Genomic DNA, 24,594 nt, shown 5'->3' on the forward strand with positions numbered 1-24,594 from the left:
CGTCGCCTCGCACGTGATTACGAGCGACTACCCGAAACGCTTGCCGGGCTTCATTTCGTGGTCTTCGCAATACTTATGCTCGTTCACGCGGTGCCAGTACTTCAAAGTGCCTAACACGCTCTAAGCGAGTCAACCCATGAATTGATCGTGCCAGGATTCCTCGAGACTCACGACGGGACCAGCGATGTCCATCAACGCCATTGATGGAGTTCGCGTTGACTTCGTTACTAGCCGAGTGACGCTTGTGCGCAGGGCGCTGGCGGATGCGCAAAAGATCATGTGGTTGGCCGACCCGAACATCGCACCTGTGATCCACCGGACCTTCGCTTCGATAACCGTTCCATACTGGGATGATTCACGCTGAGGAGGCTTTACTGGTCGCTATCGTTCGATCGTTGCCACCGGACATAAGGAGCAAGGTCGCCGATGACTTCCATGAGCACGTCGAAATCGCCGAGACGTCGCACTTGATCGACAGCCGATCGCGAAACGCGCGACGCGTTCAAGGCTCATGTCAGAAGGCTGCAGATCGTGCTTGCCTCACTGTCTTAACGAAAAATCGACGAAACCGGGGTGCCACATGCTGGGTGTCGCCAAGACGTCAATAAAGTCCCGCGCCGCAGGGTTCGCGAGGCTCGCATTTCTAGCGCTCATATCGGCTGCAATGATTGTCGCGCCGGGGCATGCTGAGGACGCGCCGACACCGGCGAGCCATCCAGCGCCGGCAGATCAGTCACCCGTCGCGATCGCGCAGGTGGCGAGTCTGCCTGTCGAGCGCCAGGTCGCCTGGCTAAGCCGCGCCGCGCAAAGCGGTGAGCTCGAGAGATTGGACGACGCGCAACTGATCGAACTCTTTCAAGCGCTCGCGCCCGACACTGTGCCTCGCTACGTGCAGACGGGCATCACGCGCTACCGGGAGTGCGAGTTCCAGACGTTCAGCCAACAACGCGTGAAAGGCAAGTGGCAGACGAAGCCGGCTCACATGCTGGTCCGCTATCGTCAGGAGCCACGGCAAGTCTATGTCAAGTGGCTGGCTGACGGCAGGAATGCCGGGCAGGAAATGATTTATGACGAGAAGAAGGATCCAGACCAGCTTTACGCGCATCCGGGTGGGATCCTCAACCTCGTGTCGTTGTGGGTACCAATCGATGGCGCTCGCGTCAAGGCGCAGTCGAACCATACCGTGCGTGAACTGGGCATAGACTATTTCACGGATCTGTTTCTGGCTGAGCTGAAGAAGTATCGCGCGGCAGGCGTCGAGAAGTCCTCCAAGATCGAGGTGCTAAACGATCATGGTGCGCGCGTAGTGGCGTTCACGTGGGAAACACCTACCGGGCGGCCCGACTTCTATGCAAAGAAGGAGCGGCTCGGCCTCGACTTGCGGCAACCTTTTTTTCGCACGAGCGAAGCGTGGGACAACGACAAGGAACTCTTGGAGAAGTTTTCGTTCACGGAGGTGACGCCGAAACATTTCGACGACTCGGTATTCGATCCAAAGAATCCGGAGTACAAGTTCTGATCAGCTGATGTGTGATGCGGGAGCCAGACACCCGCGCGGCTATTCAATTCGGGCAGGCACGACAGCCTCTGGTCGACCATAACGAGACAGTCGGCGTTGCTGAAAGCGGACCTGGCCGACCCCGCAGAACTCGCGCTACAGCGAGTACTGCAAAGCCAGGTCGAAACCGATGACGACTAGCGAACAGCCGAGGCCTGCGAGGAAATTCGCGACCCGATGTTCGAAATCGTGATCCCGGCTCATCCACGCATATCCCCTCCCGCGTCGGCGTTTGGTGCTCAAAAGAACTCTTTGTTCAATTACGCGCCAACGGATCCCGCTGATCCGCATTTGTATCACGTGACCGGCCGCCCATCGCGACGCGCAACCGAACTGCTAACTTTCCGCCTCCGGGATCGTTCTGACGATCATCGAGAATAATTTGCCGAGATCGTCTTCAAGTTTTACCCCGTCGAACGGATCGCGATTTGCTCCAAAAGCGGCGTCGACTTCCGCCCAGTCTTCGTTTGTCAGCAGACGTCTGGCGGCCGGCAAGATCAACGTCTCTTCCATGCACCGGTGGTCTGCATAGAACTCGGCATACGCATCCACCAAGGCTCGCAACTCCCGAAGTGCGGGAGCGCCCTTCAATTCATACCGGGTCAGCGCGTGCTCGATATCCCTCAACCTCACGTCACCTCGAGCGTGCTGGGACTCCAGTTCCGTAAGGACGTGGTCAAATTCATCAGTCCGATCCCGCAGCGGCGTGAACAGGTAACGATCCTCTTTGGGATGGTGCACCTGCTGAGGGTACTCGCGGATGTAGTAAAGCATCGCCCGAAGCACCATGAGGCCCGGAGCCGGCGTACCTGCTGCCAGCAGGCCCACAAAGCGCCGCATGCCCTCTACCACGGCCGACATCTGCTCGTGTTCATGAAGGATGACGGTTATGGCAGAGCGCGGTCCCAGAGACTGCATATCAAACTCCGAAGCAGAATATGAAAAGCATTGGCGAATCGATTTGCCGCTTCACACCAGCGGCATGAGAAGGAAGCTGCGCCGGTACCTTAATGCTAGTCATCCGCCGCTCGACATCAAAGCGCGCCGCGCCACTGCTTTGATGGAGATCAACGGCTGTGCGGGCAGGGTGGCGCATAGGGTCAGCGCCCGTCGACCGCATAATTTGGCAACTGCTTATCTGGATTGCAGAAAGGTCGCAACCGCCTTGGCCTGGTCGGCGCTCAACGTATGCGCGACGGCGGTCATCACGGGCGCGTTGGCGCGGGTACCGTTCTGGAAGACCTGGATCTGACGCAGCAGATACTCCTGATGCTGCCCTGCGAGGCGCGGAAACGTACCGACCCCCTGGGCCTGCGCGCCGTGGCATGAAGCGCAGGCCGGCACGCCCTTGTCCGGCACGCCGTGTTCGAAGATTTCCTGGCCCTTGGCCATCAGGGTGGGGTCGCCCGCCGCGCCCCGGGTTGCGGCCTGATGCGAGTAGTAATCCGCCAGCGATTTGACGGCTGCCTCGTCCAGCAGTGCGGCCATGCCCCACATGTAATCGCGGGCAGCGGTTTCGCCACGCGCGTGTTCGTGGAATCCCTTGAGCTGGGCTTCGATGTATTCAGGTGTCTGGGCGTTGAGCTTCGGAAACATCGGCGATTCGCTGCGCCCGTGTACGCCGTGGCAGCCGGAGCAAATCTGCCCGGCAATGCGGGCGCCATCCTCGGCTTGTGTGAGGGCTGGTATCAAGGCGATGCCAGTGGCGGCAAGTAGCGCGACCGCGGACATCCGGGGAGCAAGTATCTTTTTCATGGACGTTCTCGTCAGGCTGAGCGGATTGAAAATATCAGTGGCCGGGCCATCTGGTCAGCATATGAGCTATCCAGGCTCGGCGCGCAGAGAAAGTTGAAGGCAGGCGTGCGGTTTCACACATACGAAACGGCGCGGGTAATGTTCCCCATCAAACTGGAGGGCAACGAGGGGCGCGCAATACGTCAAGCGAATCGACTGCCGCAAACAGTTGCGAGGTTTCGAACGTCGATTCCGCCGCTTGCAGAGCAGCAGCATCGATCGTGCCAGGTGTATTGATTGCGGAAATGGAACGCCTGTCTCTGGCATTCATGGCGCGGTGCCGATCATTCACGACAGCGCGCAGGCCTTTTTGGCGCTGGCATCCACTTTTTCCAGCCGGTGCCAACCTGGGGACGAAGGCTCGTCACTGATTGGTCGTCGCTTTAGTGACGCGCATCGCCGAGAGGCAGAGCCGGTCCTAGCCAGCGAGCGCGACCGAAAGGGTTCATTTTCGTACTGCCTTGCTGTACAAAAAAGGTCGCTCATCAAGGGGTTGATGCGGCCTGAACGCACGTCTCGAGAGCCGCTGTCGGCCTGAAAACAATCATACTGGGAGGGCACCAAATCTGCCTGTACGATTGTGGGCGCGTTCATCGGCCAGACTTAAGCGCCACCTCAATCCCCCCCGCAATAGACGACCGCGGCATATTGCCCGTGGCACAAGTTGGCGCACCAGTCTCTCGCGGCGTCACTCCTTCGCGGCGGCGCCCGACATCCGCTTAGCGTGCGGTGCAGTGAGTCTATCGAGGCAGTTCAGAGTTACGACGATGAGAAGCAGGGCTAATACGACAAGCTGGCCAACCAGAAAAACCGGCACGGCCAATATAGCCCACAGCGCCAACCTGAGCATCTCGCCTCCCTGGATTTTTCGATCGGTCGGCGGAAACTGGCGGCGACCTTAGCGGCTCGTTGCGAAGGCTTGCAGCGAGCCCTCGAAAGCATCATATCGCAACCCGTTAAATCAGTTTGTACGGTAGTGGACGCAGGCCGTCGACAGGCTGGGAGCCGCGCCAAGCGCAGCGCTGACGCCCAGAGAGCGACCAATGAGGCCCGCAAAGCCGTTGCAAGTCTGGAGGGTCAATCGCGAAGTGATGTCAGGCCGAAGCAGGAGAGAAACGCCAAAGAATGGATGACGAGGCGTGAGGGCGTGCGCAATCGGGCGACGGAACATATGCTCCTGGATTCCGATTCGGGTGGGGAGCGAGCAGCCGCAATATATAGCCTCATCGGTTTGTGCAAATTCGCCGACAAACGGCCCTATCGCGCGAAACATGAAGGCCACAACTGCGTGGTTGCTGCGTAGGCGTTGCCTGCTGGTCGACGCGTGGACTGTGTTCTGAGTTAGAAATCCGCGGACCAAGTTGGGCGATGCCAGCCCTCATCGCGTCGTCGGACTGCCTTCAGCAGCAGTTGTTAAAACCAAAGGACTACATATTTAATATATTGGGTATTGACGGATACATTGGTTAGACGCCGGATGGGAGAGGATCGAGCCAATAGACTTGTTAGTGCGGGTCAATGTCGACGTTAATGACAGTTGCATGCTGGCCGCTGCGGACAATTAGCCCCCGTGAAACGAACATTTGCGGCGAGCCCAATGTTGCCGATCAGTGCATCGGCGCGAGCGTCTGAGCTTCGGCCATTACGGCCGCTCGTGGCAGAACGCAGCGTCGGCGGGTGTTCCTACGCGCGGATAGTGCGTCAGTGCTCGCTGCAGAAGATGGCCGTGAGCAGGAGGGGGACGACTTGGCGAACGACAGCGTCGCTGCCAGCCTCGCGTGCGCGGGCTTCTACTGCCTCGGCGGGGCCAAGGACTACAGCGCCATATGCTGACGGCGTAATGGGCTGGCCACTTCCCTGTTTGAATATTGTGTCGTCGCGCTCATACCCGAGAACGGCGTAGACACGGAACCCGAAAGCCGTCAGGTTGCTGTCGTGCGTCGGTCGAAATGCGTTGACCGAGTTCACTTCGACACGCATCGGTTTCGGATCGATATATTGAGCGTTCAATAGCGGGGCGATGAACGCATGCGCGTTCGATTTGCAGTCGAGTTGCGCATCGAGAGGGTAGGCGCAGCACGTCACTGGAATGAGCCCCGCGCCTATTGCAGTGAGCACGGTTAGCGTGTTGAGAGCGACCTTGGTCATGATGGGGGGCATCCGGTTCTATCCTGCGCCAGCGTCTCACGTCCGTCGGAAGATGTCTGTACGGTGGCAGGCCGATGACCTGCAGTCAAACCCCTACCGCAACCACCGAGGTGCGGCCCCGAATCAATCATGTGGCCTGTTCCTGGAAGCAGGCCGGCGAGCGGGTCGCCGGAAAATAGGTGTCAGAAACGGCGGCAGGTTCGGTGATCCATCGCTGCAGGCAGTCGGGACGCCGACGCGGGCCCGCCCATCCCCCTTGATGGGCTCGATGCGGTTGTTTTTACTGATCTGAACGTCACCGTGCAGACATACCATATCCTCCGTGAGACCGTGCTATTTCAACCTGCGCGTACCAGTGATCTTCGGGTCGCTCTCGCGATGCAGGCATTGGCGAACCACCGGGTATTGGCGCATCGCGACCCGAAGGGCGCGATATGGGGATCAACATGTCAGCTCATCCAGTATCTTTCCGGTGGTCTGTTGGCACGCCCGACACGCACCACGCGGACGTGACAGATAAAATGATGGAACGCCCGCTGCAAGGGGCGTCGATCGCTTTTTCCAGTCATTCTCCGCCGGCCGCCCCTCTCACCGCAGCCGCACTGGCGGCAGCCCAACGCGGCCAGGCGCTCACCGTGCAGATTGCCGACAGGGCACTACGCATTGAAGGCGATCCTGTGCGTCTTGCACAGGCCGTCAACAACCTCCTGCATAACGCAGTGAAATACACGCCGGAGAAAGGTTGCATCACCGTGAACGTGCTCGCAGACGGGAAGGACCTTGTGGTGTCCGTCAAGGATAATGGTCTGGGCATATCGGCGGCGCTCCTGCCACATATCTTCGAGCTCTTCGCTCAATCCAGCAGAACGATTGCGGCGAGTGCCGGCGGTTTGGGGGTCGGTTTTGCCGTGGTGAAAGCGGTCGCCGAATCGCATGGCGGAACGGTGTCGGCGACCAGTGCCGGCCCCGATACGGGCAGCGAATTCACGCTCCGGCTGCCGATCGTGCTGGAACGGCGCATGGCTGGTGAGCCGGCGTGACGGCGGGCTATTCAGCCACACATTCAGTCTGCTGCTGAGCCAGCCAGCGGACGACACATTTCTCGCAGTTGACAGACCTGTCCGCGCAGACCCGTTAAGGCATGGCCGGTGGCGCGTCGCAGCGCGCCGCAACGTACCACCAGGCGCACGCGAACTATAATTTAAACGCGGTTTAGTCAGGTTCGACATCCTCGCCGATTCGTCTGGCGCATTCATGCAACTGCCGCTGATGCCTGATACTGTTAAGAACAATTCTGCGAAAACGGTGCACTTTCTGGAGAATGTCGGGGAGCGGGGCATGGAAAACGAGCAACATTCCAGAGAGAATCACCTGCTTTCGGTTCTACCGGAAGCAGAGCGGGCGCGCGTGGCGCCGCATCTCGTACCGGTCGAAATGCCCCTGGGGCAGGTCGTGTACGAGTCTGGCGATCGCCTTGATCACGTCTATTTTCCGACAACGTCCATCGTATCGCTGCTCTATGTGATGGAGGACGGCGCGTCCGCCGAGATCGCAATCGTGGGCAACGAAGGGATCATCGGCATTGCGCTCTTCATGGGCGGTGAAACAACGCCAAACCGGGCAGTCGTGCAAAGCGCAGGACGGGCGTATCGACTCGATGCGCGCATCCTGAAAGACGAATTTCATCGCGCCGGCCCGGTTCAGCGGTTATTGCTGCGCTATACCCAGGCATTGATCACCCAGATGGCCCAGACCGCCGTTTGCAACCGGCATCATTCGATCGACCAGCAGTTGTGCCGCTGGCTGCTGCTCAGCATGGACCGCCTGCCGTCAAACGAGCTGAAGATGACTCAGGAACTGATCGCCAACATGCTTGGCGTGCGCAGATCCGGCGTGACGGAAGCGGCGCTGAAACTCCAGGACGCGGGGCTGATCCGCTACGGTCATGGCCACATCGAGGTCCTGGATCGACCGGGACTCGAAAAGCGTGTGTGCGAGTGCTATGGCGTGGTGAAACGGGAGTTCGACCGGCTGTTGCCTGATCTGAAGGCGATTTAAACGCGCACTATTCCTGCGCGGGCGGGCAGCGCCGAGCTACGGGCGTGTCCCCTGCAGCACTCCCGTGGAATGCCGCTGGTGCTCTTTATCAAGGGGGCACGCAATTGAACCCTGTACCCCGGCACACGGCAGTCGCGAACCCCGGGCGAAAAAAAAAAGAAATCCCGATGTCCACCACCGTACCGACTGCGCGGCAAATCAATGCCAGCCTCACGCTACAGGGCGGGTCTTTTCCGGGTTGTGCGGAAGCCGGTCAGTATCACTTTTAATTTTGCGAAGATACCTCGCGAAGGGCCTGAAGATTCAGGCACGTGACGAGAGAGCGGCGACGGGATCGTCGTAACACGGAGTCGGAAAGGAGTCCTTTCATGTTGAGCATACTATTGATAGTCGTGCTGGCGTTCCTGTTGATGGGAGCGATGCCGACCTGGCCGCACAGCCGTTCGTGGGGCTATATGCCAAGCGGGATGCTGGGTGTGCTGCTGGTCGTCGTTCTCATATTGCTGCTTCTGGGCAGAATATAAGAGCGCAAAATTCCTGTCTGGATGATCCGTTCACGGGCAGCCGTTGTCGTACCGTGCCATCAGAAAACGAGTGACCTGCACGCGTCGAGAAGTTCGGTCATCCGTCATTTTCAAGGAGCAATGTCATGAACAAGGATCAGGTGAAAGGTCGCGTCGAGGAAGCAAGGGGAAAGGTCAAGGAAGCTGTCGGCAAAGCCACGGGGAGCGAAACGACCCAGGTGAAGGGTAAGGTCGAACAGGTCGTTGGCAAGACACGGGCCGCGTACGGCGATGCAAAGGAGCAACTGAAGAAGCAGCCGTAGGCTGTTTTCGCGCCGACAGGTTTTGAGGCGTCACGTAGTGGGGCAAAGTGCTCGCGTGACGCCTTTGCTGTTGATTTGCACGAAATCGACAAGGCTGTACCGGCTGAACTCGACGCGCACAGCATCGTGGACAACTACGACCGAAGTAAGTCCCTGTGGGATGGCAGTCACAAGCATCCCAAGGGCAACTACGCCATTGGCTGAACCCGGAACAGGTTTGAGCATATCCACTGCAGGCAGCGCAATGGGTTCGGCGTGCAATTGCGAGCTACACCGCATGCTGGTTCAGCCAGAGCCGGCCCGCAGCGGTCATATTGATGGCGCCATAGCTGTGCGACTCGTATGCAAGCCCTAGCGTCAATAGCTCCACCGCCACGGGGCACAGTCTCTGCGCCTGTGGATCTGGAATTCGGTCAAGCGATTTGAGAGTCTGGATGGCCTCGGGTGAAAGTTGGATGTACATGGTGGCCTCCTGTTATTGAGATCATCTTGATCCGGACGACATTCTTTCGTCTGTACGGTAGCGTCTACTCGACTCCCTCTTTTGAGAATCACTTGTGCAAACCTCACAAAGACATACTGCGGAAGCTGTTTCGACGGAAATGTTACTGGTTTGCACAGCTGCCTGAACGGCGGAATCAATCCATATCACGGCATGTCAGCCAGTTTGCCAAAACCCGCCGTTACTTATTGATATAGATACCTGTGTATTTGCCAATTGGGCTGCATCGGTGCAGGTCGACCATGCTGCTCCGGAACCAGTACGGCACCGTACCGACTACGGTTCGTGTTGCGCGTACCGTGTACGTGAGTGTCGTGGACTTCCCATGACACGCCGCACACAGAACGGCAATCTTCGATCGTTTGCAATGGCCGCTGCTGCCATTACGGCGAAAAATTCAAAGACAGCTGATTTGGGTTCTGCGGATGCGATGCATCAAGGCAATGCCGGCAATGGTGAACACCATACTCGTTAAAAGTTGAAGCACAGCGCAATGCGCGCATTCAATCTGATGTCGCGATGATCACACTACCCGAGGCATGAGCAGGCCGATGCGCCGCGGGATGGATGTGTTCATTGGAGTCTGACATGAAAAAGCGCAACGTCTTGCAATGGGTAGTGATTCTAGGTGTGGCTTTTGGCGTGAATATCGCTTTTGCGGCGGAGACGGACCTTCCGGCGATACAGCATGCAGGGGACGTGACATATCTATCGGGGGGGATCGGGAGCGACCAGGCACGAGCGATCAAAGACGTCATGCACAGCTACCCCATGGTGCTGACGTTCGTCGGCAAGACGAGCAACCAGAATCAATATCTTTCGGATGTCCCCGTCACGATCACGGATGGCAAAGGGAACACTGTTCTGGAGACGAGTTCGGATGGCCCGTTCATGCTGGTTTCTCTCCCCAGTGGACATTACACGGTCAGCGTTAGCTATAAGGGGCAAGCGGAACATCGTACGATGAATATTTCAAATGCCGCTCACGCGCGCCAGACGTTTGTCTGGGCAATGTAGTTGCCGCGCTTAAAGAGATGTCGCCGGCCGTCTGTCGAGATTAAAGCGATTTTTCCCGTAGATTTTGATTGCGTTGGGATTCGACTAAACCGTATTCGGACGCGCCTGCGATTTATTTTTAGCGGCTTCCTCTACCACCGTACATCTCAAGGATGGGGGTCGGCCGCACATGTACGCTGCCGGACCGACGGGAACCGGCAATTCGGGTAACAAGAAAGTGTCTACTGGCGGACGAGTGAAACCTGTATCGGTGGCCCTTGGTGGCAGACGCATCGGATCGCGTCATTTACGTATATAGGTGGTATCAAAATGAACAGCACTCGCTTATTTTCAATAGGTACGCTAACGCTCTTTGTCGCGATTGAAGGCTTGGGTTGCTCCGGCATGTCCCAGCGAGGTGTCGACACGGCTGCTGGTGCCGGGATAGGCGCCGTCGGGGGAGCGGTGCTTACAGGCGGTAGCGCGGTAGGCACAGTTGGCGGCGCGGTCGTAGGCGGCGTGGTCGGCAACCAGATCGGTAAATAGCCCGGCGCGCCCGGACGGAGTCAGATCATCCGTGGATATCTCCCCGGGTGGGGTGACACCACGGTGGGAATGAAAGATGGTGACCGTTCAGGGTGACGTCGAGTGCTGGTTTCGCAGTGGCGAGGAGATTTTCGACATGTGCTGCGCGTCGATAGCGGCGTGTGTGGGTCCTGGGCTCGGCGTTCAAGAGATTTTACGGCTGCAAATTCGGGGACTCATTGTATCTATCGGCATCCGTCCGCCGAAACTGCGCGCAATGGTTGGCAGGGATCAATACACAGTAGCCGGCACTTGCGCTGAAAAAGTACACCTTATCGGGGGCAAAAATGCGTTACCTGATTATTGCGTTGTCGATATTGTTGTGCCCGGCAATCTCAGTCCGCGGCCAGATCAGCGTCGACGTCGAAGTGCCTGGCGTCAACATTGGTATCAACATGCAGTCGTATCCCGAACTCGTTCCGGTGCCGGGCTATCCCGTGTACTACGCGCCTCGAGCGAATTCGAATTACTTCTTCTACGACGGCCTGTACTGGGTGTACCAGCAGGACAACTGGTATTCGAGCAACTGGTACAACGGTCCGTGGCAGTCGGTGGGGCCAATGGATGTGCCACCGTTTGTGCTGCGCATTCCCGTGGGTTACTACCGCGAGCCTCCTGCGTATTTTCGTGGTTGGAGTGCCAACGCTCCGCCACACTGGAGTGAGCACTGGGGCCGCAACTGGGAGGCTCGTCGAAGCGGATGGGACCAATGGGACCGGCGCGCCGCCCCACGTGCAGCCCCGCCGCCAGACTACCAGCGACAGTACTCAGGGGACCGGTATCCACGTACGGGAGAACAACAATATGCGATTCGATCCGCGAACTACGGCTATCAGCCACGTGATGCCGTAACGCGGCGGGATTATCAACAGCAGGACAACCCGGGCAGCTCGCGCGCCGGGCCTCAGCAGCAAGCGCCTATGCAACGATCGTCGACTCAGGAACTGCATTCGCAGCCGAATCAACAACAGCTACAGCAGCGGCAACAACAGCAACAGCAACAACGACAACCAGAGCACGTCGTGCAGCAGACGCCACCCTCACAGCCGATGCATCAGGCGCAATCAATGCAGCCTTCGTCGCAGATGCAACGCGCTCAAGCGGTGCCTCAAGAGAGCGGGCGAGAAAACAAGGCTGGAGAGCCGGACAAGCGTGGCGAGAACCAGGACGGGGGCCACATTCAGAACCGCCAGTAGTTGGACATCTTCGCAATAACGGCTCCTTTGGACATTGGCAAGTCACTTTTCGTGAATCAAGTCGTACAGAAAGCAAATCGGAGAAGCATCATGAGCAGTACCTATTTTTGCAGAACCGCGGTTCTCAACGTGTTGATTGCCGTCGGTCTGGTTACTGGGGTTAGCATCGGCACGGCTGGCGCAGCATCGGGGGATGACACCATCCCGCAGCCCCACAGCGACAGCGTAAGCGCGACGCTCACCGATACCGTCATCACGACCAGGGTGAAGGCTAAACTTATGGGTAGTGACAGCCTCAAAAAATCTGATATCAGCGTGACCACCACTAACGGCGTGGTCACGCTTGACGGCTCGGCAAGCAACTCAAACGCAAAGACCGTGGCTGAGGCTGCGACAAAGTCAGTCGATGGCGTCAAGAGCGTCGACAACAACCTGAAAACACCCGCGAGCAGCAAGGCATCGGCCCGGACGCACGAGGCCGTCACAAAGACAGAGCGGGCCGCATCGGATAGCTGGATTACAACCAAGGTAAAGTCAGGGATCCTTGCGGACAGCGTCAGCAGGGGTTTCGATGTGAGCGTGGAGACGATTCATGGCGTGGTGGTTCTGAAGGGAGCTCTGTCGAACCAGGACGCCGTCGATCATGTGAAGGACATCGCTGAGAAAGTGAAAGGCGTGAAGAGCGTTGACACGTCCGCCCTCATCGTCGCAGGCGGATAGCCGGTTGAGAATGGGTTGCCGCGGGCGACTGCACCCCTAAGGGAGGCTGGGTGGCACTAAAGACTCGGCGTCGCAATAGGCTGGCGCGTTCTGCCCGTCCGGAATGGCTTCTCGATAGGGCATCCTCTTTGCTTAACTAAGCTGCTTATCGCAACAGCGATATGCAGGCTGGCGATAAGCCCGCCACGTGAGGGCATCTGCCCGGTCGACCAGCGGGCGATGAGCTATGCAAGAAAGAAATTACAAGGTACGTGCTGCAATTCTTGCCACGGTGATTTCGCTGTCGACAGCATGCGGCACTTTCAGGCTAATGGCTTCGCCGTGTCAAACACCAGCCAGGCCTGCGACCCCACGAAAACGCCGGATGACACAGCATTGCTTTGCTCACCGGCGACCTACGTGACGCCCAATGCCGATCAGACGTACATCTTCGCCGACGACCTTCATCCGACGACGCGTCTGCATGCACTGTTCGCCCAGTTCATAGAGCAGCAGATCGCCAGGAGCGGTCTTGGTCACTAAGCCCGGCAAATGATGACTCGCCAACAGACTCGTCGGGTTCTCAGACGTTCGGTCCGACCTCGTCTTGCTATCGCGTCGAGCAGCGGGTGATTTTTAGCTGATTTTCAGGACAGATAGCCCAAAGTCGAATGTATGCATACGGCGTTGTAGAAACCGACGAAGTGCTTGTTGCGCCGCGCGGCGAGCCCTATCTGCGTGGCGAGCAGTTGATCAGCGAGGCGCTGAACTCGATATCCTGCTGCAAAAGCGTCGCGACAAGGCCGCAGCCAAGCGGCTCCACGGCGCGCATGTGCGACCGGCCTTATTTCAGGTTGCTGAGCTTCGCGAGCGCAAGCGTTTCGACCGAATGCCAGGCCGTGTCTTCACAATCGAAAAAAGTGTCGAGCGTAGTAGCGGGTTCGTTACCTTTCGGGGCGCCCCTGGCAACGATCCAGAGCGTCGCCACCCAGCCGTCGGCAATGTGATCCTTGACGGTCATATGGGCGTCGTGCGTGTCACTTGAGATGATTTTGTCTGCCATAACGCAGTGCTCCTGGTTGAACGACGGCCACACCTGGTCCGATCGCTGCCGGATACAGTAGCTTTTCATCAATGAACGGCGGGGCCGCTACATTCCGAACTTGTGTTCCGAAATGTATCTGTCGCCGTATGCAAGCGCCGCCGCATGGCCTTCCTCGCTGGTTGCGAAAATGCCGACGGCATAGTGCTGGTCGGCCGAAGGAAGGCAGCCTTCCACCGCATGGCGAAGATGGAAATCAAATTTGCCATCTTGCAGTTCCAGACACTCCGGTGTGAATGTATGGATTCGGGCTTGATACAGTTTCTGAATATTTTGTCTCATGATCTACTCCTGCCTGCAGTGCCTTTCCATGCATTCGTTTTCCGTTGTCTCAACGAAGCGATCGCGGCATCGCGCAAGATCGTCTAACTGCGCTGAGAACGGTCATCGATCCCGGGGTGTGCGGATTGGGCGAGAAGGGCGACCTGCGCGAGACATCACTCCGCGGCAACACGCTCGTCCGCATCGGTATCCGACCAATACCCGTGCCTACCGTAGAACCGGTGCAGCACGACTTCGTAATGCCGGTCGATCGGTATCGAGTCGTCATATGCGGGGCTGTTCTGGATCACGTCGCGAGTGAGTGTCGTCGACACTGCAGACTCGAACCAGTCGACTCCGTCTATCCAGTGAATCGCGATCAGCACGGCTTTTCCGCCGGGCCACCAGTTGTGTGTGTCGACCACCAGATAACGAATTGCCCAGTCGGTGTCGTCGTAGATGAAGTCCGACACATGGCCGATGCCGCCGTCGGCTGTCTTGAGGTGGTAGCCCTTGACCTCGTCGGTACTGCGCAGATGAATGTCAGGAGGCGGCTGGTCCACGTGCAACGTCGGCCGTGACGGCGTATCGGGCAGCGCGTCCGGCGGGACGCCGGTCGGATCGTAGGCGGGGTAGGCGCCCATGCCCCACAGGTTCGGGCCGCCCCAATACGTCGGATAGCTGTAGTAACGCAGGTATTCGATCTCGTGCTGCCGCGATACGGGCTTGTGCGTGTCGAGAACCGGGCTGTCCCTGACTTGCTGCCGGGAAAGTCTGACGTGCACGACACTCGACCCAGGGTCCGTGTGCTTGACCGAATACGGCGACACCAGCACTTGCCGGTCGTTGAGCCAGTTGCCCGTTTCGACCACAAGATAGCGGACGCCCCAGGATTCGTCATCGAAATAGACCTGGCTGACCGAGCCTATGTCGCCGTCGGATGCGTGGACGGTGCTGCCGCGCAAGTCTCTTATGCTTCGCAACATGATTTCTCCGCAACATGAAAAGTCTGGGGCTCGCGTCAAGCGGCGAGCCCCAGAGTCCATCTTTTTAAAGCGACGTGAGCCGGGTAACTTTCGTGCCTTCCAGCGACGCGCCGGCCATCAAGCCACTATTGGTCAGAACGAACGCGTCGACCTGTCCGCTAGCGGTGCTGGTGTCGAGATTGCCGTTCGCGCCCACTTTCAGCACGGCTACTGACGCGTCGCCGCCAGCCGACCAGCCGTCTCTGCTGCGGAAGCGGTTGAGCGACTCGTCGGTCATGAACAGGAACACGATCGCGCGCGATTGCGCGCCTATCTGCCAGCCGATCGAACCGGTCGCCGTGCTGTAGTAACCCATCGTGCGTCCGCCGACACGCAGGGACCCTTCGCCATACTGACCGCCGACCACGAAGCCGGCGTCGATCACCGAAGGGAACGTCAGCACCCCGTGTGCCTTGCCGATCAGTTCGCGCGAGCCGGGCGCCATGCCGTAAAGACGCGTTAGCGTCGAATCGACGCCAGCATCGATGCTGTGCGCTTGTCCATTTGCTGAACACGGCTCGCGTCGGAAGAGCCGGTCATGGTGCAACCCGAAACCACCGCGCCGAGTGCCAGAATGGACCCGGACGTGCTCCAGATAAATGTTCGTCTAAGCATGATTTGCTCCCCGCTGGTTGACGATAGAGGTCACGCTACACTGAAGCGCACGAGAATGCGGTACGACAACGTACAAACGCGTCTCTATGTACGACCGCACACTCGATGCCGATCGTCGGTGAGTGGTATGTCATCCTGAAGACTTCGAGGACACTGCGCCACATCGAGGTGCTGGACAGAGTGCGGCTCATCGGTGCACCGGGCCGCGGCGAGGTATCGAACATGCAACAGCCGGCGGCCGAAGTCGGTACGCTGCCGTACCGGCATCGGGGCGAAGAGGCGGGCAGTGATAGAACCCGGCACGGTTCGGGTGCATCATGGCGATGCGCGCCCTCTACCGCACCTGCATCCAACTGACACTCATCCGCCATCATGCCGATAAACTATCTTCGAGGATTCGCCAGCCCGCATCGGACCGACGTGACCAATCGGCGTCTCGGGCGCTGGCTCGCGTTCGTTGCCGGCGCGGCCAACGCGGGCGGCTTTCTGGCAGTCGGACAGTACACGTCGCACATGACCGGTATCGTGTCGTCGCTGGCCGACAATCTCGCGCTTGGCGATATCGGCCTTGTCGTGGCGGGGCTCAGTTCACTCATTGCATTTCTCACCGGCGCCGCCACGTCGGCGATCCTGATCAACTGGGGACGGCGCCGGCACGCGCAAAGCGTGTATGCGACGCCGTTGTTGCTGGAGGCAACGTTGCTGCTGGGCTTCGGGTTGCTCGGCTCAAATCTGGAACATCACCGGCTCCTGTTCGTTTCCGCCACGGTAGGCGTGCTTTGCTTCGTGATGGGTCTTCAGAACGCGATCATCACCAAGATTTCGAAAGCCGAAATCCGTACGACCCATGTGACAGGCCTGGTTACTGACATCGGTATCGAACTGGGAAAGCTGGTCTACTGGAACGCGCCAGGTTTACGAGCGCCACGCGTGCGCGCCGATCGCCAGAGACTTGCGCTGCTGGCGTCACTGCTTGGGATGTTCTTCGTGGGCGGCGTGACGGGCGCGTTGGGATTCAAGCACATGGGTTTCATCGCAACGCTGCCGCTCGCCGCCGTGCTTCTCACACTCGCCTTCGTGCCGTTGCTGGACGGGATGCGCGGTGTCAGTCATGTTGATAAATGATGCGATATGGTTGTTTTTACTGGTCTGAACGTTACCGTACAGACTTACCGTATTGCACATGAGACCGTGGCAGCAGCGCGGCTTCCTGACAGACTGCGAGGAAAGTGAAACATGCAGCACGAACATCATCGAAACGGGAATCATCTGCTCGCGGTGTTCCCCGACGCGGAGTGGGCGCGGATAGCCCCGCATCTGGTGTCGGTGGACATGCCGCTGGGACAGGTCGTGTATGAGTCCGGAGATCGCCTCACGCACGTCTATTTCCCGACGACCTCCATCGTCTCGCTGCTGTACGTGATGGAAGACGGTTCATCGGCCGAAATCGCGATCGTCGGCAACGAAGGGCTCATCGGCATTGCGCTCTTCATGGGCGGCGAAACGACCCCGAGCAGAGCGGTCGTGCAGAGCGCAGGGCTGGCATACCGGCTGGATGCTCGCCTGCTGAAGGAGGAATTCCGCCGCGCCGGTCCGGTTCAGCGGCTGCTGCTGCGCTATACGCAAGCACTGATCACGCAGATGGCGCAGACCGCCGTGTGCAACCGGCATCATTCAATCGATCAGCAGCTATGCCGCTGGCTGCTTCTCAGCCTGGACCGCCTGCCGTCGAACGAGCTGAAGATGACGCAGGAGTTGATCGCCAACATGCTCGGCGTCAGGAGACCTGGGGTCACGGAAGCGGCGATGAAGTTGCAGGATGCCGAATTGATCCGCTACAGCTATGGGAATATCGAGGTGCTGGACCGGCCCGGCCTCGAAAAGCGAGTGTGCGAGTGCTATGGCGTGGTGAAGCGGGAATTCGACCGTCTGCTGCCTGATTTGAAGGCGCTGTAAAAAAAGTCCGCTTGCCGCACGTACCGACGATCTGCAATGACGCGGCGGACACGCCAATCACTACTACAACAGGATACCGCGATGAACGTCAGTCCTCTTGCTGGCAAGCTCGCATCACACGGGATGCTGGTCAACGTTCCCCGGCTTGTCACGGCGTACTACACCGATATTCCGGACCCTTCGATCCCCGCGCAGCGGGTCGCTTTCGGCACCTCGGGGCATCGCGGGTCCGCGTTCGAGCGCAGCTTCAACGAATGGCATGTGCTGGCCATCACCCAGGCCATTTGCCGCTATCGGAAGAAGCAGGGTATCGATGGTCCGCTGTTTCTCGGCATCGACACGCATGCGCTCTCCGAACCCGCGTACGCGACCGCGCTCGAAGTACTGGCGGCTAACGGCGTCGAGCTCATGATCGCGCAAAACGGCGAATATACCCCTACGCCGGCGGTGTCGCACGCGATCGTCGCGTATAACCGCGGCCGCACCGCGGGACTGGCGGACGGCATCGTGATAACGCCCTCGCATAACCCGCCGGATAGCGGCGGGTTCAAATACAACCCGCCGAACGGTGGCCCGGCCGATGAAACCGTGACCCGCTGGATCGAGGAAACAGCGAACGGGCTGCTCGAAAGCAGGCTCGACGGCCTGTTGCGTGTATCGCTGTCCAAGGCGTTGCGCGCCACGACGACGCACTGGCATGATTTCCTCAACGCCTATATCGGCGACCTCGATAGCGTTATCGACATGGACGTGCTTCGCGGCGCACCGATCCGCCTCGGCGTCGATCCGCTCGGCGGTGCGGGCGTGCACTACTGGGGGCCGATTGCCGAACGCTACGGTTTGAACCTGAGCTTGATCAATGACGAAGTCGATCCGACCTTCCGCTTCATGAGCGTCGATTGGGATGGGCGTATCCGAATGGACCCATCGTCGCCGTATGCGATGCAACCGCTGATTGACCAGAAGGACCACTTCGACGTGGCCGTTGCATGCGACAGCGATCACGACAGGCATGGCGTTGTCACCCGGCACGCCGGGCTGCTGCCGCCGAATCACTACCTTGCGGTCATGATCGACTACCTGTATGCGCATCGTCCGCAGTGGGGCGCTCACGCAGCGGTTGGCAAGACCGTCGTAAGCAGTCAGATGATCGACCGCGTAACGGCAAAGCGCGGCCGTACGCTTTACGAAGCGCCGGTCGGATTCAAATGGTTTGTCGGCGGCTTGCTCGATGGCTCGCTGGGCTTCGCGGGCGAAGAGAGCGCGGGCGCCAGCTGTCTGCGACGCGACGGCACCGCGTGGACTACCGACAAGGATGGCATCGTGCCCGCTTTGCTCTCGGCGGAAATCACCACGCGCACCGGTCGCGATCCCGCAGAAATCTACCGGGATCTGACTCAGCGGCTGGGCGAGCCGGTCGAACGACGCGTGCAGGCCAAGGCGAGCGTGCGGGAGCGCGCGCTGCTGGCGCGACTGTCGCCTGCGCAATTTCCTCACACCGAACTGGCCGGCGAAAAGATCGAGCGTGTGCTCGACCGTGCGCCGGGCAATGATGCGGCGATCGGCGGTATCAAGGTGATCACGAAGAACGGCTGGTTTGCCGCGCGCCCGTCGGGAACCGAGGACATCTACAAGATCTATGCGGAGAGCTTTCTTGGCGACGGGCATCTGACACGTATCGTCGACGAAGCTCGGGCGATGGTCGACGGGGTGTTTGACGCGAATGCGGCTACGCTTTATGCCGCTCAACCGTAACGCACGCAGTCGGCATGCGCGGCGACGGCGCTAACGACGCAACCGCGCTGCGCCAGGCGCAAATCGGCATTGCGGTGTCGACCGCGACCGACGTCGCCAAATCCGCTGCCGGTATGGTGCTGATCGAACCCGGGCTGAGTGGCATCGTGGCTGCGGTGAAGGAGGGGCGCGTCACGTTTCAACGCATTCTGACCTATACGCTGAACGCGATCACCCTGGCGATTGGCGGGATCGCGATGACACCGTTGCCCGTCGCGGTGGTGACGGGTGTGCTGGCTGGGGCGGCGGCTTTCGCGGTCGTGCTGGACGCGGCGAAGATTCCGCTATTCGCACATCTGAGGATCACGTAGAAAGCCAACCTGTTCGCGGCACTAGCGCGCGAACTTCGGCGCGGGCCGCTACCTCGCTCGGCTGATCTCGCGCCGGGCCAGCCAGATGCCGGGCAGCATCGGCAACCAGAAGGTCAGGCCGCGCAACAGCAGTGTTCCGGCCCGTGCCGCCTCGACCGACACGCCGAGCAGACTCAGCATGGCCACGGATGCCGCTTCGAAGGTTCCCAGACCGACCGGGATCGGACCGATCGTCGCGACTATCGACGCAATGGCGACGCTGACGAACGCGACCCACAGCCGGCAAACGCGAATGCAAACGTCTAGCGCTTGCGCGTGGCCTTGTGTTTGGGAGACTGCGTGTTGGCATTCGCATCATTCTGGGTGCGTTTCTGATATGCGTCGCCGCCGCGCCGGTCAGTATCGGTCAGGCCGCGCGAAAGGTCCTGATGTGCCTGCCGTCCGACAGCGCGCGTGCCCTCTTCATGTTGCGATTCCGCTGACTGATCGGTCTCGTGCGGCAGCGGCGCAACGTTCTCCTGATCCTCATCCGCCCGGGTGGCGGTGCGCCGGCTCGCCGGATCAACAGGGGCGGTGTCGGCGGGTGTCTGCGTGGCGAGTTTCATCACGGGCTCCTCTCAGTAAGCTGGATCAGGATTGTCGGACCGGATGTCATGCATGGTCGGCGCGCGCCATCGCGGCCGGGACGTATCATCATCCCAGCGGTGAGTCGTAGTCGCGTCGTCACATAGCGGCCGTTCATGCATGACAGGCCCACTGGCCATGTTCTCTACCTGCGGCGAAGGTCTATCTCAATCCGACATAGCCGAGCACGAACAGAACGATGACCACGGCTCCCACAAGCCAGACGATGTTGTACATGACGCTCTCCTTAGATTCGACACCCCTTCAACAGCCGCGCGACACTTCGATCGCGACCAGCTGGCGAAACGTGCGGTGGCATCAGGCGTTCTGTCACAACAAGGACGTGCTGCGTTGCGCCGTTCACCGGCTGTCCGCGAATGCATGCCTCACGGGAGCGACCGGGAATCGTTGATGCGCGCGAGTGTACCGCTACGTTCTCACGTACGACCGGCTACGTCTGTACGGTAGCGGTCAACGCCCTTGACTCGATGCGTCAAACCCGTGTTCCTGTTCCATCGGGTGGGCGACTCATACGGGTTCCTTCTACGCGCGACAGCACTGATGCAAGCAGACGGTCGCAATCGTCACTGCCGAATTCGAACAGGTTGCGCTCGGCCAGATCGACATCACGCGCGAGCGATTCGCGCAACAGGCTCTTCGCTCAGAAATGTCGGCTGCGCACGGTTGCCTCGGGAATGTCGAGGCACTAAGCGGTTTCCTCTGCGAGCGGCGGTAAGAAAGCGCAATTAGACGGCGGCGTCATTGTTCATATCAACCGTCGGGCACTGCCGCGATTGTCCACATCAAAGGCGACACGCTTGCCGCCTGCATCAATGCCGGTGGCGGCAGATTCCTGGTCGGAGGCTGGCCCATCCGGACAACTATCATGTGTCGGGCTCGCTTCCTACAGAAAGCAGAACATCCCGACAACGGCAGCAGCCATCACGACCGTTTCAGATTTGACGCGCCTTGAGACGGCGCATGCTTGAGTGCGCGCCGCCCGTGTCGTGTCCGCAACTCCTCCACCTCCTGCGAGGCTTGCCAGAAAAACAGGTAGGGACTGATTGTCGTGCCGAACACCGCGACGACGGTTGTGACGTAGCCACCGTTCCACGACAGATGCGGAAACACGGTCCGGATCGCGACGGTCATCCATGGAATCTGGACGGCGAACACGACGCCGACGTAGGCAAACAGGACAAGCGTCAGCCATTTGAGAACGCGGACATAGTTTCGATACGGAACAAAAACCTGCAACACCAGCGAAAACAGCGCGAGGCCGACCGTGTAAACATGCGTCGGTCCACCGATGATCAGATTGACGGCAGCGCCCATGGCCGAGAGGTCGGCCGCAATATTGATCGTGTTCGCCACGAGCAGGAGAATAACCGTGCCATAGAGCAGCCATGCGGGATAGTGGCGTCGAATATTGGTCGCCAGTCCGTGGCCGCTGACCCGACCAATCCTGGCGCTGATGACCTGGATGGCGACAATCAGCGGATAGGTCAGCAGGATCGTCCACAGAATGTTGTAACCAAACGCTGCGCCCGCCTGCGAGTATGTTGCGATGCCGCTCGGGTCGTCGTCGGCCGCTCCGGTAATCAGACCGGGCCCTAACTTCTCGATCCACGAATTGACGTTGCTGTGCGGCGTTGACGACGGATCAATATCGGATTCCATACCGGCTCGATTGCATGGGTATTTGAAGCGACGTTCGTTCTTCGCTGCCGCGTCGTGGTTGACCTCACGTCACTATAAAAGCTCCTCTGATCGTAGCGCGCATATTCATAAACTCGCGACCATGCGCAGGGCAAAACCAGATCAAACGTCGAATCGCAGACCAGATGAGGCTGCCCGAACATCAGCCGTCAGATTTTCCACGATTCGAACGATTATCCCTATCCGCACTGCACCTTGTGCGGGTGTTGGGCACTCAACTCCCTGAACTGTATTTGCATCATGTGTGCGACCACCTTGTGCAGATGGGTGGGTGTCCGGGTTTCGTGCTCGCGCAACGCCGCGGTGTCCACCGTAACGGTTTCAGTCGCGTCTTCGCCGGCGTGAAGAACATTTCTGGAGCGTGCTTCTGCGGAAGCCCGCGCCTGTAGCCTGTCTCTCGTAGCTCCTTCGGCAACTGCTGGTGACAGGAAAAGGCCGACCTTGCGGCCGGCATTTCGAATAAGTTGGGAAGTTGTCCCGTTGGCTCGACCACAATAGACACGCTCGTCACCGGTTTTAGCGACTTAAAGATCGAGTGACCGGCCTTCGACTGCGCCGCGAGTGGCCAGCCAGTAGGGCCGCTGGTTGTAGTACTCGTGCAGCGACGAACCCCACTGCGGGTCCGACATCGCGGGCCAATGATCCTTGTCGAAGCCGGGCGCGTTCTTGATGCGCTCGGCGGTGACGCCGAGCCGGAAGCACTTCTCGTCGGCGTCCAGGACAAGCGCGCTCCACGGGATTGCGTAAAGGGTGTTGCCCATGCCCAGGAACCCACCGCTCGACAGGACGGCGTACGCGATCCGGCCGCCGCGCACGTCGAGCATGATGTCGGAGATTTTGCCGATATCTTCGCCATCCGAAGTGATGACCTTGTCACCGTCGAGCGTGGCTGCCGCCATCACATCCGGGCCGGGGCCTTCGCCAGTTCTGCCGCCGACAATCTTCGCGCCGCTGCCACCAGTTGCAGGTTGGGTGCTGGGGTCAAGTGTGGTCATGATGTTCTCCTCGTGAAAAGACCAGACCTTCTATCCCGCAACCGTCATGCCATGGGCGAGTGCCGACACGGATTGGTGCGCGACGGCTAACGTTACCTTCGTTCGAGCCCACGGCAGGGCTGCCCATACTCAAAATGAGTTAATGCAGCTGTTTTTTCAGATCGGAAAGTTCGGCATGAACCGAGGTGACGGCACTTTTTACTTTCGCATTTACATTGGTTGCACGTTGACACGCCTGCTCTGCACGGTCGCCGACCTGCTCAAGGTCGTCTATCCATTGACGCATGCGCTTTTCGTCTTTCGATTCAATTATTTTTTTTGCGCCTCCGGATTTTTTATCGAGTTGATCAACGCAGTCCATAAGCTCCTTAGGCACTGTGGCGTCGGCGTGACAGGCTTGCGAGGCTTTCTCAATGGTTTGCTCCAGATGGGTGAAACGCTTCTGGATTTCACTGGCTTGCAGCATGATGAACCTCCTCCTCGAAGGTTGTTCCGCAGTAAGTTTGGGCGCCGTTTTCCTGGATCCCAACGCGGTACCGTCAGCCTCGTCTGCCTGAGCCAACCGGCATATTGCTGCGCCGCGGTTCTCAGCCAATCGACGGGTGGCGGCCTGTTTACTATAGAACTCTCCACTGCAATCAGACAGGTCCCGTTCCTTCCGCGTGGCGCAAGCGGGCTGGCTGAGCCCGCCCGTTTCCCGGACTGTTGAGGAAGTGCGCCATCGTGGCGTTCTTCCCGAATCGTGCAGGCTGCAGCGTTGTGCGCTGCATCAATTGACCGACCCGGGACTTTTGGGATCTGAGCGATCTGGTGATGATGGCGCATTGAGGTCGGAGGTGTCATGGGGTGATCTCGGGACACACATTTCCTTGTGTGCGCGCGCCAGTCTGCGCGTGTATCGAACGTGCCGCGTTGCAAAAACCGGTTGCTCCATAGCTGCTCGATGCACTCGTTGCAGGGACGAACGGCAGGATCGATCGCCCGATGGAACAGGAACAGCGACTTGACGCATCGTGTAAAGAGTGTTGACCGCTGCCGTACAGACTGCGGTGTCGGCGGTGAGAACGTATTACGAGGTGTTGTGTGTCCTCCGAGGCTGCGGAACAGGCCGAAGAACTGAGCGCATGGGCGTCGCTCTGGCCTGTCGAATGCACCGGGGCCGGGCTCTTCCTGCTGCTGCCGTATCAAGCCAACGGTGAACGGGTTGGGCGTGCGCAGTGCCTGTATGACGCCAGGCTAGACCCGGCAGAGGCGGCGCACAGTAGGGTCGGTGTGCAGCACTGATCTTCACTCGACGCCGTCACGTGCGGGTCGGTTGCACAGGAACACACCCTGGCGGCGTCAGGCTAAGCACGTAGATAACTCAATTGTCGTCTGACCTGCGCGGTAGGTGCTCGTGCGGGACCGGCTCCGCCCCTGCGGCATCAGGATCGTCACCCGGAGTGCCTGGCGCAGGTTCAGGCGCCGGCGCCCTGGTGCCTGGCGTAACGCCGTGGATGGGGTGATCCGGAAGTCCTGGCCGGTGAATCGGTCGTGTGGTCGGGTTTGAGGGCATGATTTCCTCCTACGCTGACGAGACCCGCAACGACCATCATACCCCCATCGGAGACGCAGAACGTACCGGCTCCAGGCCCAGTTTTTGACTACCTTCAGCGAAACCGCAGACTGCTGACGCGGCTCGCCGGGCGCGGCCGAGCAATAGCGCGCGTTGTGCCCGCTACGCACACGGACGGCAAGATCAATCCGGTGAAAAACAGGAAAACGGTATGGCCCGGTCGATTGGCGGGGGCGTTGAACGCTACCGTACAGACGTATGTTCTCGCAGGTGAG

General features: G+C 59.4%; 29 protein-coding genes and 5 pseudogenes. 20 read left to right on the forward strand and 14 right to left on the reverse strand.

The features are described from left to right. The 3 genes and pseudogenes from FSO04_RS34065 to FSO04_RS34075 all read left to right on the forward strand — a co-directional run. Positions 1–114: pseudogene (locus tag FSO04_RS34065) on the forward strand (IS5/IS1182 family transposase); the annotation flags it as partial. 70 nt (positions 115–184) lie between these two features. Next, entirely contained in the window at positions 185–364 is a 180-nt protein-coding gene (locus FSO04_RS34070) for a hypothetical protein (protein ID WP_154565947.1), read from the forward strand. Positions 365–664: 300 nt separating this feature from the next. Beyond that, positions 665–1,519, forward strand: coding sequence for a DUF1571 domain-containing protein (locus tag FSO04_RS34075; RefSeq protein ID WP_233465067.1), 855 nt, complete (start codon positions 665–667; stop codon positions 1,517–1,519). Between the two features lie 135 nt (positions 1,520–1,654). Here FSO04_RS34075 and FSO04_RS47130 read toward each other — a convergent pair whose 3' ends face one another. The 4 genes from FSO04_RS47130 to FSO04_RS34090 all read right to left on the reverse strand — a co-directional run bounded on the left by FSO04_RS47130 (position 1,655) and on the right by FSO04_RS34090 (position 5,500). Further along, entirely contained in the window at positions 1,655–1,801 is a 147-nt protein-coding gene (locus FSO04_RS47130) for a hypothetical protein (RefSeq protein ID WP_199203077.1), read from the reverse strand. A gap of 93 nt (positions 1,802–1,894) precedes the next feature. Then, on the reverse strand, positions 1,895–2,476 hold the full coding sequence (locus FSO04_RS34080; protein ID WP_154565949.1) for a hemerythrin domain-containing protein: 582 nt from the start codon (positions 2,474–2,476) through the stop codon (positions 1,895–1,897). Positions 2,477–2,692: 216 nt separating this feature from the next. After that, positions 2,693–3,313, reverse strand: coding sequence for a c-type cytochrome (locus tag FSO04_RS34085; protein WP_154565950.1), 621 nt, complete (start codon positions 3,311–3,313; stop codon positions 2,693–2,695). A 1,740-nt stretch (positions 3,314–5,053) separates the two neighbouring features. Continuing rightward, positions 5,054–5,500 carry a hypothetical protein gene (locus FSO04_RS34090; RefSeq protein WP_154565983.1) on the reverse strand — a complete coding sequence of 149 codons (447 nt, stop codon included), beginning with the start codon at positions 5,498–5,500 and terminating at the stop codon, positions 5,054–5,056. A 434-nt stretch (positions 5,501–5,934) separates the two neighbouring features. On the opposite strand from FSO04_RS34090, the gene FSO04_RS34095 reads away from it, so the two are divergent. The 4 genes from FSO04_RS34095 to FSO04_RS34110 all read left to right on the forward strand — a co-directional run bounded on the left by FSO04_RS34095 (position 5,935) and on the right by FSO04_RS34110 (position 8,384). Further along, a complete protein-coding gene (locus FSO04_RS34095; protein ID WP_154565951.1) occupies positions 5,935–6,540 on the forward strand; it encodes a sensor histidine kinase in 606 nt (201 codons plus the stop codon). Between the two features lie 298 nt (positions 6,541–6,838). Next, positions 6,839–7,558: a Crp/Fnr family transcriptional regulator gene (locus tag FSO04_RS34100; protein ID WP_154565984.1), complete on the forward strand. Its 720-nt coding sequence runs from the start codon at positions 6,839–6,841 to the stop codon at positions 7,556–7,558. Between the two features lie 368 nt (positions 7,559–7,926). Next, positions 7,927–8,082 (forward strand): DUF3309 family protein, encoded by a 156-nt coding sequence (locus FSO04_RS34105; protein ID WP_154565952.1) that lies wholly within the window; start codon positions 7,927–7,929, stop codon positions 8,080–8,082. A 125-nt stretch (positions 8,083–8,207) separates the two neighbouring features. Beyond that, a complete protein-coding gene (locus FSO04_RS34110) occupies positions 8,208–8,384 on the forward strand; it encodes a CsbD family protein (protein WP_154565953.1) in 177 nt (58 codons plus the stop codon). Between the two features lie 268 nt (positions 8,385–8,652). Here the strand turns inward: FSO04_RS34110 and FSO04_RS34115 are convergent, their stop codons facing one another. Further along, positions 8,653–8,847 (reverse strand): hypothetical protein, encoded by a 195-nt coding sequence (locus FSO04_RS34115; protein ID WP_154565954.1) that lies wholly within the window; start codon positions 8,845–8,847, stop codon positions 8,653–8,655. Between the two features lie 364 nt (positions 8,848–9,211). On the opposite strand from FSO04_RS34115, the gene FSO04_RS34120 reads away from it, so the two are divergent. From FSO04_RS34120 to FSO04_RS47825, 7 genes and pseudogenes are all read left to right on the forward strand, one after another. After that, positions 9,212–9,361 (forward strand): hypothetical protein, encoded by a 150-nt coding sequence (locus FSO04_RS34120; RefSeq protein WP_154565955.1) that lies wholly within the window; start codon positions 9,212–9,214, stop codon positions 9,359–9,361. A gap of 113 nt (positions 9,362–9,474) precedes the next feature. Then, complete coding sequence (locus FSO04_RS34125; protein WP_154565956.1) at positions 9,475–9,903, forward strand: carboxypeptidase-like regulatory domain-containing protein; 429 nt, start codon at positions 9,475–9,477, stop codon at positions 9,901–9,903. 309 nt (positions 9,904–10,212) lie between these two features. Further along, a complete protein-coding gene (locus FSO04_RS34130) occupies positions 10,213–10,428 on the forward strand; it encodes a glycine zipper 2TM domain-containing protein (RefSeq protein ID WP_154565957.1) in 216 nt (71 codons plus the stop codon). A gap of 326 nt (positions 10,429–10,754) precedes the next feature. Beyond that, the gene (locus FSO04_RS34135) at positions 10,755–11,663 is read left to right on the forward strand and encodes a hypothetical protein (RefSeq protein ID WP_154565958.1); all 909 of its coding nucleotides are present in this window, start codon (positions 10,755–10,757) and stop codon (positions 11,661–11,663) included. Between the two features lie 90 nt (positions 11,664–11,753). Then, entirely contained in the window at positions 11,754–12,383 is a 630-nt protein-coding gene (locus tag FSO04_RS47820; RefSeq protein WP_154565959.1) for a BON domain-containing protein, read from the forward strand. A gap of 297 nt (positions 12,384–12,680) precedes the next feature. Further along, positions 12,681–12,905: pseudogene (locus FSO04_RS34145) on the forward strand (SGNH/GDSL hydrolase family protein); the annotation flags it as partial. Positions 12,906–13,060: 155 nt separating this feature from the next. Next, positions 13,061–13,179, forward strand: a pseudogene (locus FSO04_RS47825) (DDE-type integrase/transposase/recombinase); the annotation flags it as partial. 27 nt (positions 13,180–13,206) lie between these two features. Here FSO04_RS47825 and FSO04_RS46540 read toward each other — a convergent pair. The 4 genes and pseudogenes from FSO04_RS46540 to FSO04_RS34165 all read right to left on the reverse strand — a co-directional run bounded on the left by FSO04_RS46540 (position 13,207) and on the right by FSO04_RS34165 (position 15,365). Continuing rightward, positions 13,207–13,425: a hypothetical protein gene (locus tag FSO04_RS46540; protein WP_166618305.1), complete on the reverse strand. Its 219-nt coding sequence runs from the start codon at positions 13,423–13,425 to the stop codon at positions 13,207–13,209. Between the two features lie 87 nt (positions 13,426–13,512). Continuing rightward, entirely contained in the window at positions 13,513–13,746 is a 234-nt protein-coding gene (locus FSO04_RS34155) for a hypothetical protein (RefSeq protein WP_154565960.1), read from the reverse strand. A 155-nt stretch (positions 13,747–13,901) separates the two neighbouring features. After that, on the reverse strand, positions 13,902–14,711 hold the full coding sequence (locus FSO04_RS34160; RefSeq protein WP_154565961.1) for a PRC-barrel domain-containing protein: 810 nt from the start codon (positions 14,709–14,711) through the stop codon (positions 13,902–13,904). Positions 14,712–14,775: 64 nt separating this feature from the next. Next, positions 14,776–15,365, reverse strand: a pseudogene (locus FSO04_RS34165) (BPSL1445 family SYLF domain-containing lipoprotein). Positions 15,366–15,470: 105 nt separating this feature from the next. Between FSO04_RS34165 and FSO04_RS34170 the strand changes: the two are divergent. From FSO04_RS34170 to FSO04_RS34190, 5 genes are all read left to right on the forward strand, one after another. After that, positions 15,471–15,722 carry a hypothetical protein gene (locus FSO04_RS34170; protein WP_154565962.1) on the forward strand — a complete coding sequence of 84 codons (252 nt, stop codon included), beginning with the start codon at positions 15,471–15,473 and terminating at the stop codon, positions 15,720–15,722. Between the two features lie 15 nt (positions 15,723–15,737). Next, positions 15,738–16,490 (forward strand): YoaK family protein, encoded by a 753-nt coding sequence (locus FSO04_RS34175; RefSeq protein WP_154565963.1) that lies wholly within the window; start codon positions 15,738–15,740, stop codon positions 16,488–16,490. A gap of 111 nt (positions 16,491–16,601) precedes the next feature. After that, on the forward strand, positions 16,602–17,321 hold the full coding sequence (locus FSO04_RS34180; RefSeq protein ID WP_154565964.1) for a Crp/Fnr family transcriptional regulator: 720 nt from the start codon (positions 16,602–16,604) through the stop codon (positions 17,319–17,321). 81 nt (positions 17,322–17,402) lie between these two features. Continuing rightward, positions 17,403–19,076 carry a phosphoglucomutase (alpha-D-glucose-1,6-bisphosphate-dependent) gene (gene pgm, locus FSO04_RS34185; RefSeq protein ID WP_154565965.1) on the forward strand — a complete coding sequence of 558 codons (1,674 nt, stop codon included), beginning with the start codon at positions 17,403–17,405 and terminating at the stop codon, positions 19,074–19,076. Between the two features lie 14 nt (positions 19,077–19,090). Further along, positions 19,091–19,426: an HAD hydrolase family protein gene (locus tag FSO04_RS34190; protein ID WP_408517114.1), complete on the forward strand. Its 336-nt coding sequence runs from the start codon at positions 19,091–19,093 to the stop codon at positions 19,424–19,426. 48 nt (positions 19,427–19,474) lie between these two features. Here FSO04_RS34190 and FSO04_RS34195 read toward each other — a convergent pair whose 3' ends face one another. From FSO04_RS34195 to FSO04_RS34215, 5 genes and pseudogenes are all read right to left on the reverse strand, one after another. Further along, positions 19,475–19,720 carry a lysylphosphatidylglycerol synthase domain-containing protein gene (locus FSO04_RS34195; RefSeq protein ID WP_325063545.1) on the reverse strand — a complete coding sequence of 82 codons (246 nt, stop codon included), beginning with the start codon at positions 19,718–19,720 and terminating at the stop codon, positions 19,475–19,477. A gap of 8 nt (positions 19,721–19,728) precedes the next feature. Beyond that, complete coding sequence (locus FSO04_RS34200) at positions 19,729–20,031, reverse strand: hypothetical protein (protein ID WP_154565966.1); 303 nt, start codon at positions 20,029–20,031, stop codon at positions 19,729–19,731. Positions 20,032–20,998: 967 nt separating this feature from the next. After that, positions 20,999–21,730 (reverse strand): annotated as a pseudogene (locus FSO04_RS34205) (NRAMP family divalent metal transporter); the annotation flags it as partial. A gap of 563 nt (positions 21,731–22,293) precedes the next feature. Next, entirely contained in the window at positions 22,294–22,764 is a 471-nt protein-coding gene (locus tag FSO04_RS34210; RefSeq protein WP_154565967.1) for a PRC-barrel domain-containing protein, read from the reverse strand. 139 nt (positions 22,765–22,903) lie between these two features. Further along, positions 22,904–23,230 (reverse strand): hypothetical protein, encoded by a 327-nt coding sequence (locus FSO04_RS34215; RefSeq protein WP_154565968.1) that lies wholly within the window; start codon positions 23,228–23,230, stop codon positions 22,904–22,906. Between the two features lie 617 nt (positions 23,231–23,847). On the opposite strand from FSO04_RS34215, the gene FSO04_RS34220 reads away from it, so the two are divergent. Then, the gene (locus tag FSO04_RS34220; RefSeq protein ID WP_154565969.1) at positions 23,848–24,048 is read left to right on the forward strand and encodes a hypothetical protein; all 201 of its coding nucleotides are present in this window, start codon (positions 23,848–23,850) and stop codon (positions 24,046–24,048) included. The last annotated feature ends 546 nt before the right edge of the window (positions 24,049–24,594 follow it).

This window comes from Paraburkholderia madseniana, from assembly GCF_009690905.1.
GTDB lineage: Bacteria > Pseudomonadota > Gammaproteobacteria > Burkholderiales > Burkholderiaceae > Paraburkholderia > Paraburkholderia madseniana.

Bases quoted from the DNA above. Each gene is read 5' to 3' on its own strand.
- FSO04_RS34100 (WP_154565984.1), top strand. From the start codon at position 6,839: ATGGAAAACGAGCAACATTCCAGAGAGAATCACCTGCTTTCGGTTCTA.
- FSO04_RS47820 (WP_154565959.1), top strand. From the start codon at position 11,754: ATGAGCAGTACCTATTTTTGCAGAACCGCGGTTCTCAACGTGTTGATT.
- FSO04_RS34130 (WP_154565957.1), top strand. From the start codon at position 10,213: ATGAACAGCACTCGCTTATTTTCAATAGGTACGCTAACGCTCTTTGTC.
- FSO04_RS34115 (WP_154565954.1), bottom strand. From the start codon at position 8,847: ATGTACATCCAACTTTCACCCGAGGCCATCCAGACTCTCAAATCGCTT.
- FSO04_RS34135 (WP_154565958.1), top strand. From the start codon at position 10,755: ATGCGTTACCTGATTATTGCGTTGTCGATATTGTTGTGCCCGGCAATC.
- pgm (WP_154565965.1), top strand. From the start codon at position 17,403: ATGAACGTCAGTCCTCTTGCTGGCAAGCTCGCATCACACGGGATGCTG.
- FSO04_RS34190 (WP_408517114.1), top strand. From the start codon at position 19,091: ATGCGCGGCGACGGCGCTAACGACGCAACCGCGCTGCGCCAGGCGCAA.
- FSO04_RS34180 (WP_154565964.1), top strand. From the start codon at position 16,602: ATGCAGCACGAACATCATCGAAACGGGAATCATCTGCTCGCGGTGTTC.
- FSO04_RS34125 (WP_154565956.1), top strand. From the start codon at position 9,475: ATGAAAAAGCGCAACGTCTTGCAATGGGTAGTGATTCTAGGTGTGGCT.
- FSO04_RS34075 (WP_233465067.1), top strand. From the start codon at position 665: ATGATTGTCGCGCCGGGGCATGCTGAGGACGCGCCGACACCGGCGAGC.
- FSO04_RS34090 (WP_154565983.1), bottom strand. From the start codon at position 5,500: ATGACCAAGGTCGCTCTCAACACGCTAACCGTGCTCACTGCAATAGGC.
- FSO04_RS34200 (WP_154565966.1), bottom strand. From the start codon at position 20,031: ATGAAACTCGCCACGCAGACACCCGCCGACACCGCCCCTGTTGATCCG.
- FSO04_RS34085 (WP_154565950.1), bottom strand. From the start codon at position 3,313: ATGAAAAAGATACTTGCTCCCCGGATGTCCGCGGTCGCGCTACTTGCC.
- FSO04_RS34155 (WP_154565960.1), bottom strand. From the start codon at position 13,746: ATGAGACAAAATATTCAGAAACTGTATCAAGCCCGAATCCATACATTC.
- FSO04_RS34095 (WP_154565951.1), top strand. From the start codon at position 5,935: ATGGGGATCAACATGTCAGCTCATCCAGTATCTTTCCGGTGGTCTGTT.
- FSO04_RS34175 (WP_154565963.1), top strand. From the start codon at position 15,738: ATGCCGATAAACTATCTTCGAGGATTCGCCAGCCCGCATCGGACCGAC.
- FSO04_RS34215 (WP_154565968.1), bottom strand. From the start codon at position 23,230: ATGCTGCAAGCCAGTGAAATCCAGAAGCGTTTCACCCATCTGGAGCAA.
- FSO04_RS34210 (WP_154565967.1), bottom strand. From the start codon at position 22,764: ATGACCACACTTGACCCCAGCACCCAACCTGCAACTGGTGGCAGCGGC.
- FSO04_RS34160 (WP_154565961.1), bottom strand. From the start codon at position 14,711: ATGTTGCGAAGCATAAGAGACTTGCGCGGCAGCACCGTCCACGCATCC.
- FSO04_RS34070 (WP_154565947.1), top strand. From the start codon at position 185: ATGTCCATCAACGCCATTGATGGAGTTCGCGTTGACTTCGTTACTAGC.
- FSO04_RS34080 (WP_154565949.1), bottom strand. From the start codon at position 2,476: ATGCAGTCTCTGGGACCGCGCTCTGCCATAACCGTCATCCTTCATGAA.
- FSO04_RS34170 (WP_154565962.1), top strand. From the start codon at position 15,471: ATGCCGATCGTCGGTGAGTGGTATGTCATCCTGAAGACTTCGAGGACA.
- FSO04_RS46540 (WP_166618305.1), bottom strand. From the start codon at position 13,425: ATGGCAGACAAAATCATCTCAAGTGACACGCACGACGCCCATATGACC.
- FSO04_RS34120 (WP_154565955.1), top strand. From the start codon at position 9,212: ATGACACGCCGCACACAGAACGGCAATCTTCGATCGTTTGCAATGGCC.
- FSO04_RS34110 (WP_154565953.1), top strand. From the start codon at position 8,208: ATGAACAAGGATCAGGTGAAAGGTCGCGTCGAGGAAGCAAGGGGAAAG.
- FSO04_RS34105 (WP_154565952.1), top strand. From the start codon at position 7,927: ATGTTGAGCATACTATTGATAGTCGTGCTGGCGTTCCTGTTGATGGGA.